At 46.6% G+C, this 20,232-nt stretch carries 10 protein-coding genes; 8 read left to right on the top strand and 2 right to left on the bottom strand.

Annotation, left to right across the window (positions count from 1 at the left end; genetic code table 11):
* Positions 1-133: 133 nt before the first annotated feature.
* From ONB37_10165 to ONB37_10190, 6 genes are all read left to right on the top strand, one after another.
* Entirely contained in the window at positions 134-400 is a 267-nt protein-coding gene (locus tag ONB37_10165) for a four helix bundle protein (GenBank protein ID MDZ7400516.1), read from the top strand.
* A 410-nt stretch (positions 401-810) separates the two neighbouring features.
* Entirely contained in the window at positions 811-2,745 is a 1,935-nt protein-coding gene (locus ONB37_10170) for an aconitate hydratase (GenBank protein ID MDZ7400517.1), read from the top strand.
* Between the two features lie 253 nt (positions 2,746-2,998).
* On the top strand, positions 2,999-3,646 hold the full coding sequence (locus ONB37_10175; protein ID MDZ7400518.1) for a hypothetical protein: 648 nt from the start codon (positions 2,999-3,001) through the stop codon (positions 3,644-3,646).
* Between the two features lie 341 nt (positions 3,647-3,987).
* On the top strand, positions 3,988-4,434 hold the full coding sequence (locus ONB37_10180) for a phosphate-starvation-inducible PsiE family protein (GenBank protein ID MDZ7400519.1): 447 nt from the start codon (positions 3,988-3,990) through the stop codon (positions 4,432-4,434).
* A 102-nt stretch (positions 4,435-4,536) separates the two neighbouring features.
* Positions 4,537-5,607 carry a magnesium/cobalt transporter CorA gene (gene corA, locus ONB37_10185; GenBank protein MDZ7400520.1) on the top strand — a complete coding sequence of 357 codons (1,071 nt, stop codon included), beginning with the start codon at positions 4,537-4,539 and terminating at the stop codon, positions 5,605-5,607.
* A gap of 284 nt (positions 5,608-5,891) precedes the next feature.
* Positions 5,892-7,349, top strand: coding sequence for a M48 family metalloprotease (locus ONB37_10190; GenBank protein ID MDZ7400521.1), 1,458 nt, complete (start codon positions 5,892-5,894; stop codon positions 7,347-7,349).
* A gap of 446 nt (positions 7,350-7,795) precedes the next feature.
* Here ONB37_10190 and ONB37_10195 read toward each other — a convergent pair whose 3' ends face one another.
* Both ONB37_10195 and ONB37_10200 read right to left on the bottom strand, forming a co-directional pair.
* The gene (locus ONB37_10195) at positions 7,796-9,421 is read right to left on the bottom strand and encodes a radical SAM protein (GenBank protein ID MDZ7400522.1); all 1,626 of its coding nucleotides are present in this window, start codon (positions 9,419-9,421) and stop codon (positions 7,796-7,798) included.
* A gap of 169 nt (positions 9,422-9,590) precedes the next feature.
* The gene (locus ONB37_10200) at positions 9,591-13,211 is read right to left on the bottom strand and encodes a DUF4038 domain-containing protein (protein MDZ7400523.1); all 3,621 of its coding nucleotides are present in this window, start codon (positions 13,209-13,211) and stop codon (positions 9,591-9,593) included.
* 606 nt (positions 13,212-13,817) lie between these two features.
* On the opposite strand from ONB37_10200, the gene ONB37_10205 reads away from it, so the two are divergent.
* Together ONB37_10205 and bamA are read left to right on the top strand one after the other, a co-directional pair.
* A complete protein-coding gene (locus tag ONB37_10205) occupies positions 13,818-18,164 on the top strand; it encodes a translocation/assembly module TamB domain-containing protein (GenBank protein MDZ7400524.1) in 4,347 nt (1,448 codons plus the stop codon).
* A 200-nt stretch (positions 18,165-18,364) separates the two neighbouring features.
* Entirely contained in the window at positions 18,365-20,167 is a 1,803-nt protein-coding gene (bamA, locus tag ONB37_10210; GenBank protein MDZ7400525.1) for an outer membrane protein assembly factor BamA, read from the top strand.
* The last annotated feature ends 65 nt before the right edge of the window (positions 20,168-20,232 follow it).

Below are 20,232 nucleotides of genomic sequence, written 5' to 3' on the forward strand. Positions count from 1 at the left end.
TCTGAATGTTTTTTGATTGGGGGTCTGGGGGCGAAGCCCCCAGTCGAAAATTTTTTTGTAAAAATAGGGTACAAATGCACCCAACACTTGTTGGGCAAATTGGCAATTTGCCTTACAAAGAGCGAAAAAACTTATGGCCGAAAAAGAGACCATCGTCACCAAAATGTATGACCTGGTGAAATATCTTATTCCCGTGGTCAATCGCTTTCCCTGCGATTACAAATTTACGCTGGGAGATCGCATCACGCAGCTCATATTGGACTTGTTAGAACATTATGTTGCGGCCTATTACACCACCAATCGCCAGGCCAAAATCAACCTGCTGGTTGAAGTTAATCTGGCACAATATGGTCCTTTTGGTTTACCATTGTTGATAGTTGCAGAAAACCTTAGTAGCTAATGGGTAAAAAACCTCGCTGAACCTTATTAGCTTATTCTGGATCACTTCTCCTTTGAAAAAGGAAAATAAGGTTTAAAATGTGTCTTGTTTTTCGCTGGCTACTAAGGTTCTCACAACGGCCATTAGGCATTCGGGATTGAAATTGAAAAAATAACGCAGGTTGATAATAGCGAAATCTTTATAACCAAACCGTCTTACCGAATCCGCCACAGCGGATTAGGTAAGGAGTGATCTGGACCGTAGGACAGGATACCATCCTGTCCCATAATAACTGAATTGTGTGTAGGACAGGTTGGCAACCTGTCCTACAATAACTGAAAAGTAGGACAGGTTGGCAACCTGTCCCACAATAACTGAAAAGTAGGACAGGTTGGCAACCTGTCCCACAATAACTGAATGGAGGAAACTTCATGGCAAAGAATTTGGTTCAAAAAATCTTACAGGCCCACCTCGTCAAGGGCGAATTAAAACCTGGTGAAGAAATCGCCATCAAAATCGATCAGACGTTAACCCAGGATGCCACTGGCACCATGGCCTATCTGCAATTCGAGGCCATGGGCATTCCGCGGGTGAAAACCGAGCTATCCGTCAGCTACGTCGATCACAATACGCTGCAGACTGGCTTTGAAAATGCCGATGATCATCTGTTTCTCCAATCCATTGCTGCCAAATATGGCATCTATTTTTCACGACCAGGGAACGGCATTTGTCATCAGGTGCATCTGGAGCGATTTGGGGTTCCTGGCAAAACGTTGTTGGGATCGGACAGCCATACCCCCACTGGCGGCGGCATTGGCATGATCGCCATCGGTGCAGGTGGACTGGATGTAGCCGTGGCCATGGGCGGCGGGCCGTTCTACCTGGCCATGCCCAAAGTGGTGCTGGTGAAACTTACGGGCAAGCTGCAGCCCTGGGTCTCTGCCAAAGATGTGATTTTAGAAGTACTGCGAATTATGACCGTCAAGGGCGGCGTGGGCAAGATCATCGAATACGGCGGTGATGGCGTGAAATGCTTGACCGTACCCCAGCGGGCGACGATCACCAACATGGGCGCGGAATTAGGCGCCACGACTTCCATCTTCCCCAGCGATGAAAACACCAGAGCCTTTTTGAAAAGCCAGGGTCGGGAAAAAGCCTGGCGGGAATTGAAGGCCGACCCAGACGCCGAGTACGACGAAGTAATCGAGATCGATCTGTCGAAATTAGAGCCTTTGATCGCCCAGCCGCATAGTCCCGATAACGTGGTCAAAGTGAAGGAGATCGCGGGAACAAAAGTTCATCAAGTGGCGATTGGCTCGTGCACCAATTCCTCGTACGTAGACATGATGACCGTGGCTGGCGCATTGAAGGGCAAGCAAATTCATCCCGATGTCAGTTTGGTGATCTCGCCTGGGTCGCGGCAGGTTTTGGAAATGATCGCACGCAACGGGGCATTGGCGGATATGATCGCTGCTGGTGCGAGAATTTTGGAATCGACCTGCGGTCCTTGCATCGGCATGGGCCAGGCGCCGCCGAGCAATGGGATCTCAGTTCGCTCATTCAACCGGAATTTTTTGGGCCGCAGCGGCACCAAAAGCGCCAGCGTCTATCTCGCCAGCCCGGAGGTCTGCGTTGCCACCGCCTTGGCCGGTGTGATCACTGATCCCAGAGATTTGGGCAAGCCGATCGTGGTAACAATGCCGGAGAAGTTTCATATTGATGATCGGATGATCCTCCCGCCATCGGAAAAACCGGACGAAGTGGAGATCATCCGTGGGCCCAATATCAAGCCGTTGCCCATCAATAAGCCGCTGCCAGATACCCTTGAAGGAGAATTATTACTTAAGGTCGAAGACAATATCACCACAGACCACATCATGCCTGCTGGGGCGAAGATCTTGCCGCTGCGGTCAAATATTCCAGAGATTTCCAAACATGTGTTCGAAGTAGTCGATGAAACTTTTCCGCAGCGGGCGCTGGAAAAAGGCGGTGGCTTCATCGTTGGCGGCGAAAATTACGGCCAGGGCTCTAGTCGGGAACATGCCGCGCTGGCGCCAATGTATTTGGGCATCAAATGGGTACTGACCAAATCGTTCGCTCGAATTCATAAGGCCAATTTGATCAACTTCGGCATTCTGCCACTCACGTTCCAAGATCCAGCCGACTACAATAAGCTGGAGATGGGAGATCGATTGCGCATTCAAAACGTGATCGCTTCACTGCGCGCTAATAAGCCGCTGGTGATCGAAAATCTCACCCGAAAAGTGAACATCACCGCTGTTTACGACCTATCCGAACGGGCCAAGGAGATCATCATCGCTGGCGGACTATTGAATTACACAAAACAGCAGCATGCTGCTGCGTAATTCAAATTTCATATTGGAGCGCGCTCATGTCTACGAATGAAGGCATCTATTCCTCTCATTGATAAACTGGCAAAAAGGACGGCCGCATCCGAGGCAGTGACAGGAAGAGATACATCGTTTTTTTGGTTTTCATGAATCGTGAAGCATTTGGGAATGGAAACAAGCTTACTTTCACCCCAGTGTCTAAAGATTAACCCGTGCGAATGTTTGAATCCTTCGCACGGGCAGAACATTTAACCGATCGGAGGGAAAAATGGATCAGCGCACCATGAAAATCGTTTGGGGCATCATTATTATTTTGCTCGGCATTTTTTTGCTGCTACTCACCACAGATGTCTTGAAGATGAATATCAACACCTCGTGGCTCTTCAGCTTTTTGTTCCTTCTGGCATTCATTTTTTTCATCGGCATGTATATTTCACTAGGCCAAAAACAGTTCTGGCCATTGATTCCCGGTGTGATCATGTTAGGCCTGGCGTTATTGATTATCAGCGAAGCCATTGGTCTCACCAGCACGGTCGGCGCCGGGCTCTTCATATTGTTCATCGGACTCAGTTTTTTGGTCGTATATATCCTCCATCCAGCAAATTGGTGGGCTGTGATTCCCGCTGGTATGGTGGGCAGCGTTTCGCTATTGATTTTTTTCGGGCATTTGACCGGGGTCGGATTGATGTTATTGGGTATGGGAACCACCTTTATCGCGCTTTACCTCATCTTATTGGGGACCGAGGATAAGCACTGGTGGCCATTGATCCCCGGAAGCATCTTGGCGTTCATGGGGCTCTTGTTTTTATTTTTCGGTCCGTCAGAATTCGGCAATTATGTGTTGCCCATCGCACTGATCATCATTGGGATCATCCTGATCCTGCCAAGTCTCAGACAAAAGAAGATCAGCTCATAGCATTTGGGAAAGGTTTAACGAGTATATTTAACTTGCCCAGAAAATTGTCAGGTGATCACCCGAAAAATTAATTGGTCTCTGTTGCAAAAACCACAACTTGAATCAACAATATCTTTCCTGCGAATACAGGAATCTCGTTTCAAGCTGATCTTTAAACCAATTGGCAAAATGGACGCCTGCAGACGGAGGCATGACATTTTTACCGTTTTTGTGAATTTTGCACCAAAAATGAATGAGATGATATCCTGCCTCAATTTTGTGCTGGCGCGTCATGGTTACCATCATAGCTCGGGAAATAGTTTGATAGTTGGCGAATCGAAAAACTCACGCGAGGTAGCGTTATGATGTCACTATTTAAGAAGATCGAACGAATCATGATCTTGGCGCTCATTGTAATGATGACCATCGTGCTATTTCTTTCGATTATCGAATTGGGATGGATTTTAGCGATCGATATTATCAGTGAGCCGCTTTTCATTCTGGAAATCCGCGAGTTGTTAGATATCTTTGGTCTATTCCTGCTGGTGCTCATTGGAATCGAGCTGCTGGATTCGATTCGGACCTACGTCGCGGAGAATGTCATCCACGTTGAAGTGGTGTTGGTGGTGGCCATGATCGCCATTGCCCGAAAGGTCATCATTCTGGACATCGATAAATATTCAAGCCTGACTTTTATTGGGATCGCCAGTCTGATCCTTGCGCTCTCGGTGGCCTACTACTTAATCAAAAAGACCCATAAGCCGACTCATGCGAGTGATTCAAAAAATGGAGACGATGATATAAATTGAAATTTTGGCGATCAGATTCGCCTGAGTCGAATGGATGACACTGGCACATGGCATTAAAAGCAGAAGTTGCTGCAGGCGCGCCATTCTTTGATGAGGTGATAAATGAACATCGATGATGAAACAAAACGGAGCTCGGCAAAAATCGGACTTCCGCCTGGCTCTTTGGTCTATATTGGTGAGAAAAAAACAGAACAAACTCGCATCGAATTCATCGGCTATAATGATCACGAAGTGTTTCGCAAAACAGCAGATAATATTGAACAGTGTTTTTTCTGGAAAGAGCAATTCGATGTTGTCTGGATCAACATTGACGGGCTCCATGAGGTAGATGTTATTGAGCGGGTAGGAAAACATTTTAATATCCACGCGCTGGTCCTGGAAGACATCCTTCATCCTCGGCAACGTCCCAAAGCTGAAGATTTTGGAAAATATTTTTACGTCGTGGTTCGATCGCTGAATTACGATCCTTCTCAAGAATTATTGGAGGAGGATCAAGTTAGCCTGTTGTTCGGCCTTGATTATGTGATATCCTTTCAGGAGCAACCTGGCGACGAACTCGACCCTGTGAGAGATCGGATCGCTAGCGGTCGCTTTCAGCTCAAAAAACGCAAGGCTGATTTTGTCGCCTACTCATTGATTGATGCCGTGGTCGATAACTACTTTCTCATTCTGGAAAACATTGGCGAGAAGATCGAGTGGTTGGAAGATGAATTACTGGATCATCCGAGCAGGGAAACTTTGCAATCGATCCATCAACTTAAAACCAACTTGATCCAACTTCGCAAATCGGTCTGGCCGCTGCGAGAGGTGATCGGCACGCTGCAGCGCAGCGAGTCCAATTTGCTCAGGAAATCCACCATGGTTTATCTAAAAGATATCTACGATCACACCATTGAGGTGATTGATACCATCGAAACCTATCGGGATATGGTTTCGGCGATGCTGGACATTTACCTCTCGAACCTGAGCAATAAAATGAACGAAGTAATGAAGATGTTGACCATCATTGCCACCATTTTCATTCCGCTGACCTTTATCGCTGGGGTATATGGGATGAACTTCGAGTATATGCCGGAGCTGAGATGGCGCTGGGGATATTTTATCATTTGGGGGATTATGATCGTTATAGGCTTTGGGATGGTTTTTTATTTTCGAAGAAAAAAATGGTTGTAATTTAGAAAAAATATCTGTAATTTTTCATCGGATGTGGAAGGCAGCAGTTAGTGTTCGCTACCGAGCAGGACATCGTGCTCATGGAAATCCACGATGACTTGTTCCCAAATTTTGGTTTTCGATTCCATTTTTCAGCAATTAGAAAGCTTTTGATCAAATTTTTTTAAGAGCATCGTTTGAATTCATTTTTTGATCTGAATGCAGTCCTAACTTCCGCAGCGCAAGGATAAATTACAGCGAGAATGGCATTCAAGAACCATACAACTTAATGAAGGAGGAATGAGATGACGCGCAGAATCATCTTATCATCGTTCGTCAGCATCATGATGCTGGCGTTGATCATTTGGGCGATTTCCTGTGCGGTGAATCCCGTGACTGGGAAACGGGAATTTATGCTTTTAACCGAGAGCGATGAGATCGCTTTAGGCCAGCAAACGGATCAGGAAGTGATTCAAACCTATGGGATCTATGACGACCCGCAACTCACAAGCTATGTAACCGCGATTGGCACAAAAATGGGCAAATTGAGCCATCGGCCTAATTTGAATTATTCATTTAAAGTACTCGATACCCCAGTGATCAATGCGTTTGCTGTGCCTGGGGGCTATGTTTATTTTACCCGAGGCATTCTGGCGTATTTGAACGATGAAGCGGAATTGGCTGGCGTAATGGGACATGAGATCGGGCATGTGACTGCGCGCCATACAGCGCAGCAGTACAGCCGCGCCACTATGGCCCAGTTGGGTCTTGGCATTGGATTCATGCTTTCCGAGACGTTCCGCAAATATGCTGGTTTGGCGCAATTCGGCGTCGGATTGCTGTTTCTCCGATTCAGTCGTGATAACGAACGCCAGGCCGATGCGCTGGGCGTTGAATATTCTTCCAAGGCTGGCTATGATGCCAACCACATGGCGGATTTCTTCGTCACTTTGGAACGATTGTACCCTGGGGAGGATCGCAGTGGCTTACCAGGTTGGTTCTCGACGCATCCGAATCCACCAGATCGCATCGCTGCGATTAAAAAAGATGCTGCCAAATGGCAAGCCCAATTGCAGCTCCCCCAATATATGGTCAATCGCGATCAATTCTTGACTAAGGTAGATGGGATCAATTTCGGCGAGGACCCCCGACAGGGTTATGTAGCGGGCAACACGTTTTATCATCCAGAGCTGCGGATCCAGTTTCCAGTGCCCGCAGGTTGGAAATTGAACAATACCCCATCTCAAGTTCAGATGTTCACGCAACAGCAAGATGCCGTGATGCTCCTTTCGATCGCCCAGGAATCATCTCCAGCCGCAGCGGCCAATAGCTTCGTGAACAATGCAAAAGCTGCCGTAAAAGCCAGCGAAGCGATTCAGGTCAACGGCCTTCCCGCATATCGCGTGATCTCCGATGTCACGACCGAGCAAGGGGTGATTAGCCTGTCCTCCTATTTTATCCAGAAGGACAATAAGGTCTATGTGTTCCACGGCTACACTGGGCCGCAGCAATTCAACAACTATCTGCCTTCATTCAATCAGACCATGGGACAATTCAAACCGTTGAATGATCCCAGCAAAATCAACGTGAAGCCAGATAAGTTGGTGCTCAAACGGACCACACGACAGGGCTCGCTCCGGAGCGCTCTTCAGGAATTTGGCGTGCCTCAGGACCAATTCGAAGCCATCGCCATCTTAAACGGAATGCAATTGGACGATGCGCTTTCTGCAAACTCCCCGATCAAACTGGTCCAGCACAATTGAGGCAATGGGTTTAGAAATCTATGGCGTGATCCCTGGCGATTTTTAGAGCAAACCGCTCCATCGAACTTGTGCGAACGGACATTTTTGCGATCCAAGTTGGCCCATTCATTTTGGTCATTTAAGCAACTGCCAGAGCAAATGACCGAGCAGCGAGAGCGTTCGAAAATGATCGATAAAACGATCTTCGCTGCTCGGTCTTTTTGATCGGCGATGAGAAATAACCGCTGAATCGAAGGTTGAGATCGCGACAAAACATATCCCAGTGGAGCCGAATTGGATGAGCTTTGCGATTGAATGGCTGGGTTTCAATATGGTAGGAGCGAAGTCATCCATCTATAAGCAATAGTCATCGGCGATTTTTTTGGGTGAGATCTTATTACTGGATCGTGGCGAGCCTTTCAGCGTGTCTGTTTTGCCTTAACTGATCATTTTTAAGTTAAGCGATGTCAGTTCGGCCTGCTGTCTCCATCGGTCGATTGCGCAAGCTCCCCTCTCATCAGAAGCCGCCGCTTTTCAAATCCCGACTTGATAAAATCCCAAGGCAGTATGGTGTCAAATGGACGCGGTTGATGGATAAAATCAGGGTCTATTCCAGCCTGTTTCCATGCCGCAGACCAATCGACATGCTGAGTCAATTTGAAGTGGATCGCTTTGGCAATCCGCTGATCCCCCAATGAGAACATCCCTTGTAGAATTTCATCTTTGACATTTTTGCGTGCGACCTGCACTCCAGGGAGTTTTCTCAGTTCTCTTTCCAAGAATTTTCTTTTACGTCGAATTTCCGTTTCCCTCAGCATGGGACTCCATTGGAATGGCGTGAATGGCTTTGGAATAAAGGTATTGATGCTGACCATCAGCGAGACTGCTTTTTTTCGTTTGCTGGTGATCTTTTGGATGGATTTCACCAATTCGATAATTCCGACCAGATCATCCTCTGACTCGTTAGGGAGACCGATCATGAAATAGAGCTTCAGTTGTTGGACTTTGGAATAAGCGATGGCCTCAGCAGCATTTATGATCTGCTGATCTGAAAGGTTCTTGTGGATTAACCAGCGCAATCGTTCAGTGCCTGCTTCTGGGGCGAAGGTTAGCGAACGCACCTGCCCGCGCTCTAACACCTTCAGGAATTCCGGAGTGATCATATCCAATCGAAACGAGGATAGACCCAGCTCATAGCCCTGATCAACCAACGTCTCGCAAAGGGCATGGAGCTGAGGATAATCGGACAGTGCTGCACCGATCAATCCTATTCGACGCGTGTTCTGATGATAGCGGTCGATAGTGCTCAAAATTCGATCTTGAGAAAAAATGCGAAATGGGTGATAAATATGGCTGGCGGCACAGAATCGACAATAACGACCACAACCACGGCCGACTTCGACCAGAAACATATTTTTAAAATGGCAGTTCGGACTGATGATAGGCGAATATTGTGGATGATAACGATCGTTTGTGGAATAGACTCGGGCGATTGACTTATCCGCCTTTCGTGCTGGAAGATAAATCCCTGGCAATTCAGACAACTGATCAAGTGTTTCCTTTCGTTCCGAGCGCTGTTGCTTGCATTTTAGCATAGTTGATAAAAGTTGCCGAACCTGGGGTTCGATCTCGCCCAGATAGAAGAGATCGATAAATGGTTCGATCGGAGTGGGATTCATGAAAGCAATGGCCCCACCGGCCATGACCAATGGCTCCCTAGAATGGCGCTCTGCGGCAAATGGGGTTATGCCAGCATCAAGTAGAATTTGCACGAGATTTGGAAAATCTAATTCATAAGAAACCGAAAAAGCAATGATGTCGAAATCACGCAGATGGCGGCCGGTCTCCAATGTCTGTGCAATACCTGGAAATCGATCGTATAAAAAAGCCCGCTCGCATCGAACGCCAGGCATTTCATTGAACAGACGATAAATGGACTGAAACCCAAGATTCGCCATCCCCACAGGGTAGCTATTGGGAAACACGAGAGCAATGGAAAGCAATGATTCTGGTTCGAGCTCAACCAGGTTGCTCTCCTGCGCAAGATTGCTCTCGCGATACAATCTAAAATTCTCATAATTGGATCTTTTCATGCGAATCGAGTTGCAAATAGATAAGGCGAAAAATCCTCTTTTGGCACTGCACAATCTTTCAATTGGAATGCGATGATGTTATCACTCTTATTGGAATGAAGCTATCCAATAATCACTTCCGGCGATGCCATAGAATCCATCTCATCGGAGCCGCTCCCTTCAGATTGGTTCATCTGAGCAGAAACATTTTCTTGGTACATTGGAAGGGCTGCCCTGGTTCCAAGTTTCTTAATTGATATAAATAAACTCCGGATTTCAAATCGCGCCCTTGTTCATCTGTTCCATCCCAAAAGAGCTCATGCAGCCCAGCGGGATGATTGCCGCTGATTAGGGTACGCACCCGCTGACCCAGAATGTTGTAAATGTTCAATTCCACCTTCATCGCTTTGGGAAGAGCAAATTGAATGCGTGTCTGACCATGAAATGGGTTGGGCTCGCTGCGAAGCACCAAATTCTCTTCTGGCTTCCCTGATCTCTTCGCATCCAAGATCGCATTCGTCAAAGTGATAATTGTGTGGTCGTTCATTATCGCACGCGTAATGAGAAAATCAGTCTCATCAATGCAAATGTTTTGCTCCTTGGAGTCTAAGATAATCCGAAGGATTTCGCCCTCGCTCTTGCAGCCTGCCGCTGCTGCCATGGCGATATGTATTTTGCCATCGAATTTGCCATTGCTTTCCACCAAGAATTTCCCCCAAAGGCTGCCTGATTGGACAGTTTTAAATTTCAGCATGCTTGGCGGGTATTCCACAGTTAACATCAGGCTTTGGAGCGGCTCAGATAAACCTGCAATGAGGATCGGAACAGAAGCTTGACCTTGATCACGCCAAGCAATCGTCCCTATCTTTAATTGGGTTTGTTTTGAAACCGCTGATATATCTGCACTCCCGGCAATAAAATTTTCCTCCTGATCGTTTTGCCAATCGCCATTCACATCGCCAAGCACAACAGCGCACCAATGAATGGTTGTATCCGATCGGTGGATAAAATGACACGCATCTGGTCGGAATCGCCACGAGTCCGTGTGAGCGGCTCGCTCCGCATCGAAACACAAATAGCTCAACATCGAACGAGCATCCAATTCGGTGATCGAACTATCACGGGTTACATCAGCCGCAATTTTTTGGTCCTCTGATAATTTTTGCAGCCCTGCTAGATATCTTAATACCAAAACAACATCGCTTCCTTTGACCGCACCATGGCTCTTACCAGGTTTATTTGCGCAAATTGATATGTACCCATGCGGAATTGCTTCAAACAAATAATAACCAGACGAAGAGGTTGATGCCTGCCACTTGCCATTCTCATGAACCAATTCCAGTGTGACGTCCGATACTGGCTGACATTGGTTGAAATATTTCACGTTGCCGTCAACATTGCTGGCGTTGCGCTCCAGCACAGTGATATAATTCGATTTTATCGCACTTCGTTCGCCTGTCTTGCCCGCAATGGTCAATTGAACCGAAAAACAACCTGAAATTAGATATGAATGCACTGGATGCTGTTCTTTACTGATGCCACCATCCCCGAAATCCCAATGCCACCGATCGATCAATCCCGTTGAATGATCGTGGAAGGTCACATTCAGCGGCAAATAGCCGATCAAAGGCTCAGCCGAGAAATCTGGCTGCAGCGGTTCAGCGATGCAAAATGTTGAATCGCTCTGGTCTTCCATTCGGCTGATTTCATCGCTGATCCGAATCAAGCAGTTGCTGGATGGCACGGCGGGCACGGTCCAGGTGTAATGATGGATATTCGGTGCCCGTGCGATTTGATGCCAACTTGATCCAGCATCGCTGCTATAATGAATTCGCACAGTATCGCTGATCCGCTGGGACCACCATGTAATTTGCTGCTGGCTACCGATCTCCCAATACTCACCCCCATTGGGTGAAATCACTTTCATGCAGGCCATAGAATCGACCTTCAATTCGATTGGTACTGCGATCGGTCCATTCATCGCACGATACGCACTGAATTGGACTGTATCCCGATAAATTACTGGGCTAAGACCATTCAACTCTATTGAGACCGAAACGTCAGCATCGCCAATTCCTGTGCTGGGATTGATAAGAAGCCATTCGCTATTCGCCAATTTTGTAGCGGACCATTTCATCTCGCCCGCGCCGATGTTGCGAATCCGAATCGTCCGAGCTTCAGGGTTGTCACCGTGTTCCACTGCCTCGAATAATAATCGATCCGGAGTGACCTCCATGATGGGCTGGCAATTGGGAAATATGTGCAATATCGCATCGTTAGCAAAAGGAGGATCGAAAGTCTGCCCTCGCCCTCCGCTAAACAACAAAGTATCACCGCTATCCCCAGTTATTGGATCAAACCAGTTCGCCATAAAAAGCCCGTTCACCTGGCTCAAATCGACTTTGACTGGTCCCGGTTCGACGAGATAGACCAGAAACTCGGGCCGCGGACTGCTCAAACAGAAACCCCGATCCGCACGATCTGGGTCTGGACTAAATTCCCACCATTTGAGCCGCTCAAAAAATTCGTACATAATGCCCAAATAGCGAACTCCTTCGGACTCAAGCGCAGATGGGTCTACCGTTCGGATGGTTTTTTCGTGACCATAGCTGAGAAACCCGCCTCCGAACATAATGGCCCAAGCGTATTTGCGAATGCATTGTGCCGTGACGATTTTGCCATAATAATTTTTATCTTCATAGCCAAATTCGAGGTTCACCACTGGGATGTTATATTGCCGATCGACCAAAATAGAGCGATTCACTTCGGCAGGTGTGGCAGTGATCGGATAGCGGGGCAATTGCTGGAGTACCATCCCGAACCAATCCTGTCCCGCGAAAATGCGGCTGGTACCGAGATTATTCGGATCCCAATGATTCGGATGGTTTGAAATGAGGTGGCCGTATGGATCAAAGTTGTAGAACACGCGACCGTGATAGTGATAATCTTCGATCGTTCCGGCTTCGTCGAATTCGCCGACGAGGACCCAATAGAGCAAAGGATAAGCGGCGTATCGCGCGATCAAATACCGTTCCCAGCGCTCGAATTGCTCGCGGCGAAAAGTCATAAAGTGCTGGGCCCATGTGATAAAAAAACCAACGGCCATTTGAACCGAATCGAGGAAAGCCATTCGTCGGTCCATCCATTTATAGAACTCTGGATTGATGCGTTGCTGAGATTGCGAGATCCACAAGCTCCCCCCTTCGTTTTTTGGATTCGTGGTCCCAAGCGGTAATCCGCCAGTTCCAAGCACAAAATGAATGCCATTGAATTTTTGCTCTCTGCGCCGGATAATATATTTTTGAAATGAGCCATCGCTAAAAGGTACCCCATCGCTCATTAGGCACCAGTTGGTTTCACCCAACCAGAGAAACGGCGTTCCCTCGCTCAATCGGAAACTATAAGGAAAATCAGGATTCACTTGAAGGATGCCTGGCCGATCCGAAGGGACACATTCGAATTCGCCAGACAGGCTATCCAGCCCTGGGTCATTGGAATGGGTAATATAGATCCATCTCCCCGGTGCCGTAGGCATGATGCGAAATCGCCAGCAATTGCCCTCATACCAATAACCTTCGATTTCGAGATGGATCCCATTCGGTCCGTCGACCGAAACGGATAAAAATGCCTCAACATATGGGTTATTATAGCTGAGTTGGGCTTGAAACTCAGCTTCGAATAGCCCATATTGCGGCACTTTGCTTTTGATTGGATGCGCCAAAATACTGTCATGGAAGATTAGCGCAAATAAGCAACCGAGTGCAATCGAGAAACTCCCCCATGATCTCCACAAAACCAGTTTCTTCATCATGGTCTATTCAGCTAATTTGCATGTGAACTTGGTCTCCCCCACCTCGGATGGCTATTATCTGAATGCGGATTTGCACAGGAATCAAAATGCGTTTTCCCCACTTTATGAAGAACTCAGAATGAAATGATCAAAAGCGATTTTATAGAATTTCTAATTTTTTGATGAGCGACTCTCTCGGCCCCAAATTTCCATACAGTATCAAACAATTTAGTGATTTTTCCAATCAAGAAAAGCCGAGCTATTTTACATAATTTTGTCAAAAATGTCAAGATGAATCTTCTGGCTAAATATCGAGCTGCTTTGCGCCGCGGTGGATTTGTGAATGCGATAGGTAAGAATTGTCCCGCAGATTCATTAAGCTGAAATTTGCTCATCAATAATTCTAAGCTGTTTTTTATGCTATGAGATCTGCACTTGAGTGAGAGCTGAAAATAAGATCGAAGCATCCATCGAACGCTCAAGATACATGATTATTTTCACTTCGGAGCGGAACTGAATACATCGAGAGAGGTTATTATATCAAGTGTTTTTAAGATTCATTGGACTTGATTTTGATTGCAGCAGGTGAATCAGGCCATGTTAGTGAGTGATTAGAAGGTTCCTATCGTGAAAAGAATAAGCAAAACGGCGCTATACTTTGCCCTCTGCCTAATTGGATTGTATCTTTTGATTACATTACAGCCAGGAAGCTTGTTGCTCACTCGATTGGTTCAGCGACAATTGGCTGAATTCATCGAAATGCCAGTTCAGATTGATCACATTCAGACCAATTTGTTTAGCCGCATTCATGTGAAAAGCCTTTTGCTGGGATCCGTAGAACCCAACCAGCCCCCGCTTTTAAGCTTCAAAGAATTGCTTGTTCATTTCCATATTTGGGACTTCTTCAACAAAAAAATATCGCTCAAAAAAATAGAAATCGACCAGCTTGAGATTCATGTGCTCAAAGATTCGGTGGGTGAATTCAATCTCCCTAAAAAACTATTCACCAAAGAACCATCGCCCCCGGCTACGGTCAAAGAAGCGCCTGCCCGCTTTGAGGTAATGATTGATCAATTGCGTATCAATAATATGAGCATCGGATACTCAGAACAGCGCAATTCGCTCCGTGTGGAATTAATGCAAATGCAGATCAAATTGGATACCGAAACAGAAACTGATTACAAAATCGGCTGGCTGAGAGCTCGTACAGGAGAGCTTAGCTGGAAGCAAGCTTTGCAGCCTATCAACCAATTCGATGTCTTCTTCAAATTGGACCAAAGACAGATAGAAATCACAAAAGCGATTCTATCAACGCAGGATATTCAGCTCGCCGGAGCGGCTCGTTATCATTTTGAGGAACGATCCATCTATTCAGGCCATATAGATGGAGCTATTCAGCTCGATTTGTTGAATCATCTGCTGGCTGATCCAGACCAAACATCCTATCAAGGGCAATTGAGCCTTTCGGCTGACTTTTCTGGACCAATAGACCAGCTCTGCGCTTCGATGAGATTACAGCTTGACCAGGGAAAACTGGTTAAATTGCCAATCGAGGGACTTCATGCAGAACTCTCCCTTCAGGATGAAACTCTGCAACTGATCGATCTCTCGGCAGCCATGCTAAAGGGTAACATATCAGCTCACGGTAAGCTGGGATTTGCGGATGACTCCATGAAATATCATTTGGTCCTCAGTCTGGATCGGCTGGACTTGAACGGATTATTACAGAAATTATCTGCAAAATCAACTGATCTAATCCAAGGCCAACTGAATGCACAATTTTCTTTGACTGGGAATACGAGCGATTGGCTGGGAATGACCGCATCGGCAGATTTTCGGTTATCCCAGTTAGAGATCAATTCCCAGAAATTCTCGGAAATCGTTGGCCATCTTTCCTATTCTTACAGGAATATCCATTTTCTGCTCGATGAAAACGGATCGCAATTACAGTTTTTGGGTCATATCGAACCCGATCAGTCAATTACGGGACAGCTCAATGCAAATCTACTGGACGTCGCCCCTCTCGCCAGCATCTCTGGGCTTTTTGGGCTTACTGGTCAGCTTCGATTGAACGCTCTTTTGTCTGGCAGCATTTCTAGTCCAATTGCTACCATTGAGCTTCATGTTCGCGACGGCAAATTTCAGGGCTTTCCAGTGAACGAACTGGATGCGACTGCTCTTTATGAATCGAGACAAGTGAAGATCTCCCATCTGCTTGCCACTGGTTGGTCAGGTGAACTATGGCCGCTGGCAGAAAGCCTGGCGTTGGATACGCTGGCTGGGAACCTCAGATATAAAATTTCCGCACAAGGGACATTTCAGAACTTGATCAGTCAGATCGAAGTTCAGTTGGATGAGCCGAGAATCAATGACATCAAATTAGAGCATGCCAAGCTTTTTGCCAGCAGCGCCGGAACCATTCTTACCATCGACTCGCTCCAGATCTATTGGCTGAATTATTGGCTTACTGCTTCGGGGCAATTTCACTGGCAGCCAGCATTGGCAACTGAGATGCTGTTCACAATTCATTCAAAAGATTCCTTAACTGAGAAAAAGGAAACTTACGGCTCGCTGCTATTGCACGGGAAATTGTCACATCGATTACTACAAGCCACGTTGGTAGGGAAATCGATCTCCCCAGCCCCGTTCGCTCAGTTGCTTGGGAAAACGGAATCGATCGGTGGAGTACTCAGCTTTGATGCTTCGGCGCATGGTCGACTCGACCATCCAGAATTCACCTTCCGCGGTCGATGGCATCATCCCACTTATCGGGGACACTCGCTCGATTCGGTAGCCACCGATTTCGAATACCGGGATCGAATGCTGACGATCGCACAGTTTCAAGCCACAAGTGACCATGGCATATTAACAATCGAAGGCCGTTGGCCAATTCTTCCCGAGGGAAACAAAATATCAGAACCATCACATCCAAAGCTATCGCTTTCCGCTGATAATTTCGATTTGGGATTTATCACCGGGTTTCTGCCCGATTCGCTGCAGGTTTCTGGCAAATTTTCAGGTGAGATCGATTTGAAAGGTTGGAGACCTCAGCCAAAATTAACAGGTCATTTCAAAATCGATGATGCGATAACGAAACTGCCCAATTTGATGCTATCTTCCCTCGAGCTGCAAGCCAATTTCAAGGATTCTGAATTTCAAATGGAGCAATTTTCTGGCAAAATCAATCAATTTCCGTTTAGATTCCAGGGAGAAGCGCATTTTGAACCTTTTGCCAGATTTGAAACGCGACTTCATGGCGAAGTAATGAATTTGGCTCAATTGCAATTCCAATTCAAACGCAATGAAGATCATGCGATCGTTGGCTCATTAAATGTCTCAGAGTTTAACCTCAGCCATCTATTTGAACTGCTTTCAATCGACCTCCAGCCGAAAGGGGAAATCGATATTCGCGCAGAAATAAGCGGTACAGATTCCAACCCAACGATCGCCGTTATGCTACACAGCTCTAAAATTGCTTATGAGACCGCCCAGCTCGATTCTCTGATTCTTCGAGCTACCTACTCAAATCATCAGATTTCTTTGACGCAATCTGGGGCAAAAGTCGGCGATGGGCTCGTTCGATTGGAGGGTCAGTTGCCGCTGGCTGTCTTAATCAATGACAGTTCCAAAACATCTGATCAATTGCTCCAATTTCATTTCACGGCCCAGGAACTTGCCATCGATTGGCTGCGACCGTTTTTCCCAGGCTTAGAATTGTTGCGTGGAAAGGTTAATTCCCGCGTGCTCTTCTCTGGCACACTGGGGCAACCCAAGGCCGAAGGTTCGATTGATCTCAATTCTGGTTTGATCAAACTCAAAGGAATTGAACCAGAAATTAGCGACATCTCCTGCCGCATCGAATTTCTGGGCGATACAGTGACCATCGCGAATTTGACAGGGAAGGCTGGGACTGGAAGTTTCCTTGCTCAAGGGTGGACCATCTTTAGCGAAAATGGACTTTCCGCTACCAATTTCAATCTCAGCATGGAAAGAATCAAGCTGACCCTTCCGAAGATCGCTATGGCTGGCATCGAGCGCGGGGAAATGACCTTGGTCCAATCGGGCGAAAATTATCGGATCCAAGGTAACATTCGGCTCAGCGAAACGAGATATATTCAGGACTTTCGGCCGCGCCTCAGCCAGTTCTTAACCCGACTGCCGAGCCGATCCAGCATCGAGCCCGACCCGGCATTGAACCATCTTCAACTCGATATCCTCTTTCAGGGGAATGAAAACATTTGGATCGATAATAATCTCGCTAAATTGCAACTTTCGGCCAATCTCAATCTGACGGGAACATTGGCCCAGCCAAATATTGCTGGTCGGGTCATCATCCACAAAGGATATGTGCTTTATCTCGATCGCAAGTTCAGGCTAACCAGCGGCTCATTATATTTCAGCGATCCGCAGCGGATCAATCCATTGATAGACGTTACGGCAGTTTCCGAGGTCACAGATTACCAGGGATCGAAAGAGACGAAATACACCGTTACATTAAAGCTATCTGGGTTGCTGGAAAAATTGGATTTTTCGCTCACCTCCGATCCAGTATTGGATCGCGCCAATATTGTTTCCTTGCTCACGTTAGGCCGTACCCGGGAAACACTAATTCCGCAATCCTCCAATGGTCAACGAACATCGTTGCAACAGGTGATGCTAACTCGGTTTCAGGAGCTCGGTGCGCATCGATTGGCCGATTTCACGGAACAAAAATTAAGCGAAGCGCTCGACTTGGAAAATATCACCATCGAGGGCAATCTGTTACGATGGGATCGGGCTTGGGCGCCACGGATCACTGCGTCCAAGCGGCTATCTGACCGGTTCAATATCACCTATTCTACCGTGGTGGGCCATGCGACCGAGCAACAGATCAAGCTGGGTTATCAATTCTCGAAGTATTTTTCGATCATCGGTAATACCGGCCAAGTTGGTCAATCCGGCCTTGATCTGAAATTTCATTATAAGTTCTATTGATTCATCTGGCACTATTTAGCCTGCGGTGGATTGATTCATTCCATCGATGTTATGATTTAAATGACTGAGTTGGGTCGACCATTTTTGTCGATCCTTTGGGTCAAATGATTGGCTTGGATTATAGAAAAATGAACAAATTTAATTAGTTTAGACCAAATGAATATCCTTTCTTCATTTCGTTTCTGGAATACTTCGTTGCTATGGCATTGAAAAGAAACATCATTCTTTCTATCATTATTTGTTGGGGGTGGGCTTTTATCTTGACTACCGAGAACACGATCGCCCAAACGCGATATAAAATCGCCCAAGTGCGCTTTGAAGGAAATGAGCGATTTTCCGATGCGACTTTGCGGCGGTTAATGTTAAGTCGGCCACACCGCTGGTACGCCAAAAGCTATTTTCGACCCGAAATTTTTCAGGATGATCTGGAGGCGATTAGCAATTTTTATTTGAATGAAGGCTATTTAGAGGCCAAAATCATTGACCATCAAGTCCAAATCGATACTTCATCCCAGAGGGTGAACATTCAGATCCGCATCGAAGAGGGCGTGCAGACCCAAATTTCGGACATTGCTTTTTTTGGAAATCGAGCATTTTCCGATTCTGTTTTAATGCGGAAGATCAAATCCGCCGTCGGAAAACCATTCCGAAAAAATGTTTTAGAGGACGATCGCTATCAGATATTGTTTCATTATGCGAACCAGGGATATATCGAAGCCAACGTCACACCATCGCTCAAATTGAACGCTGAAACCCATGAGATGCTGATCGATTTTAATATCGATGAAGGGCCATTGGTGAGCATTGGCGCTATCAAATTAGAGGGGATTAAAAAAACTCGGCCCAAAGTGGTATTTCGCCAACTGGCTTTTCGATCGGGAGATACATATAACTATGCGAATATTTTGATCAGCCAGCGCCAGCTTTATCTTACAGGCTTGTTCTCAAACGTAATCATTCGACCCGATGAGAAAGCAGACACTCTTCCAACGATTCGGAACATCAGGATCAGTCTTGAAGAGAGGAAAAATGGTGAGATGAATTTTGGATTTGGTTATGGAACGTTGGATCGACTGCGCGGCTCGGTTGAATTGCTGCACAATAACCTTTTTGGCACTGGACGCCAGGCTGGCATATCTGGCTTTGCCAGTGCCATTGCACGTCGCGCAGAGCTCTCTCTTACTGATCCCTGGTTATTCGGCTCCAAAACCAAGGCCGACCTCAATGGCTACTTTGAGCAACGCGATGAACCAGCCTATAACCTTGATCGTCATGGTTTCAAATTTACACTTGGAAAAAAATTGGGTAATTTTTCCAATTTGAATCTCAGCTATCGCTACGAAATCGCTCAGCGCACGGATAAGCTAAATGGCTTAGCACCAAGACCGGATGATAAGGGCAACACCAGAAGCCTCACTGGACTATTGATCCGAGACTCCCGAGACGATCTGATCAATACCACCCGTGGCTCCTTTGCATCGCTGAATTTTGAGTCCGCCGGAGCCTTTCTTAAAGGCACGGCCACTTTCTACAAGACCATTATTAATTTCCGCTATTTCTATCCGTTAAATCAGCGTCTGGTCATCGCTTCCGCGCTCATGGCTGGATGGATGGATCGATATGGGATCAATGATGAGATCCCTATTCAAGAACGTTTTTTCTCCGGGGGTGCAACATCGCTTCGTGGTTTTAAAGAAAAATATGTTGGCCCCAAAAATGAGCTCAACAGTCCCGTGGGCGGAAACGTCCTATTGACTCTCAATTTGATCGAATGGCGCTACACGTTCTATAAAAAATTTTCCGCCATCAGCTTTATTGATATGGGAAACGTTTGGAAAAATGCCGAACAGTTGCGAAAATTCAATCTGCGGAAGACCGCTGGTATTGGACTCCGGTTCAATTCGCCGCTGGGCATTCTCAGAGTTGATTACGGATTCAAACTCGATCGACGCCAGGATGAATCCAAAGGGGAACTGTATTTCTCCGTTGGGCAGGCATTCTGATCCTCATCCTGGCACGTGTTGCAACAGCAGAGGATCATCCTAAAAAATAATGTCCCACGGATATC

Source organism: candidate division KSB1 bacterium, from assembly GCA_034506395.1.
In the GTDB taxonomy this organism is placed as follows: domain Bacteria; phylum Zhuqueibacterota; class Zhuqueibacteria; order Thermofontimicrobiales; family Thermofontimicrobiaceae; genus Thermofontimicrobium.

Coding starts and splice junctions, on each gene's coding strand:
- ONB37_10165 (MDZ7400516.1), top strand. CDS start 134: ATGGCCGAAAAAGAGACCATCGTCACCAAAATGTATGACCTGGTGAAA.
- ONB37_10170 (MDZ7400517.1), top strand. CDS start 811: ATGGCAAAGAATTTGGTTCAAAAAATCTTACAGGCCCACCTCGTCAAG.
- ONB37_10175 (MDZ7400518.1), top strand. CDS start 2,999: ATGGATCAGCGCACCATGAAAATCGTTTGGGGCATCATTATTATTTTG.
- ONB37_10180 (MDZ7400519.1), top strand. CDS start 3,988: ATGATGTCACTATTTAAGAAGATCGAACGAATCATGATCTTGGCGCTC.
- corA (MDZ7400520.1), top strand. CDS start 4,537: ATGAACATCGATGATGAAACAAAACGGAGCTCGGCAAAAATCGGACTT.
- ONB37_10190 (MDZ7400521.1), top strand. CDS start 5,892: ATGACGCGCAGAATCATCTTATCATCGTTCGTCAGCATCATGATGCTG.
- ONB37_10195 (MDZ7400522.1), bottom strand. CDS start 9,421: ATGAAAAGATCCAATTATGAGAATTTTAGATTGTATCGCGAGAGCAAT.
- ONB37_10200 (MDZ7400523.1), bottom strand. CDS start 13,211: ATGATGAAGAAACTGGTTTTGTGGAGATCATGGGGGAGTTTCTCGATT.
- bamA (MDZ7400525.1), top strand. CDS start 18,365: ATGGCATTGAAAAGAAACATCATTCTTTCTATCATTATTTGTTGGGGG.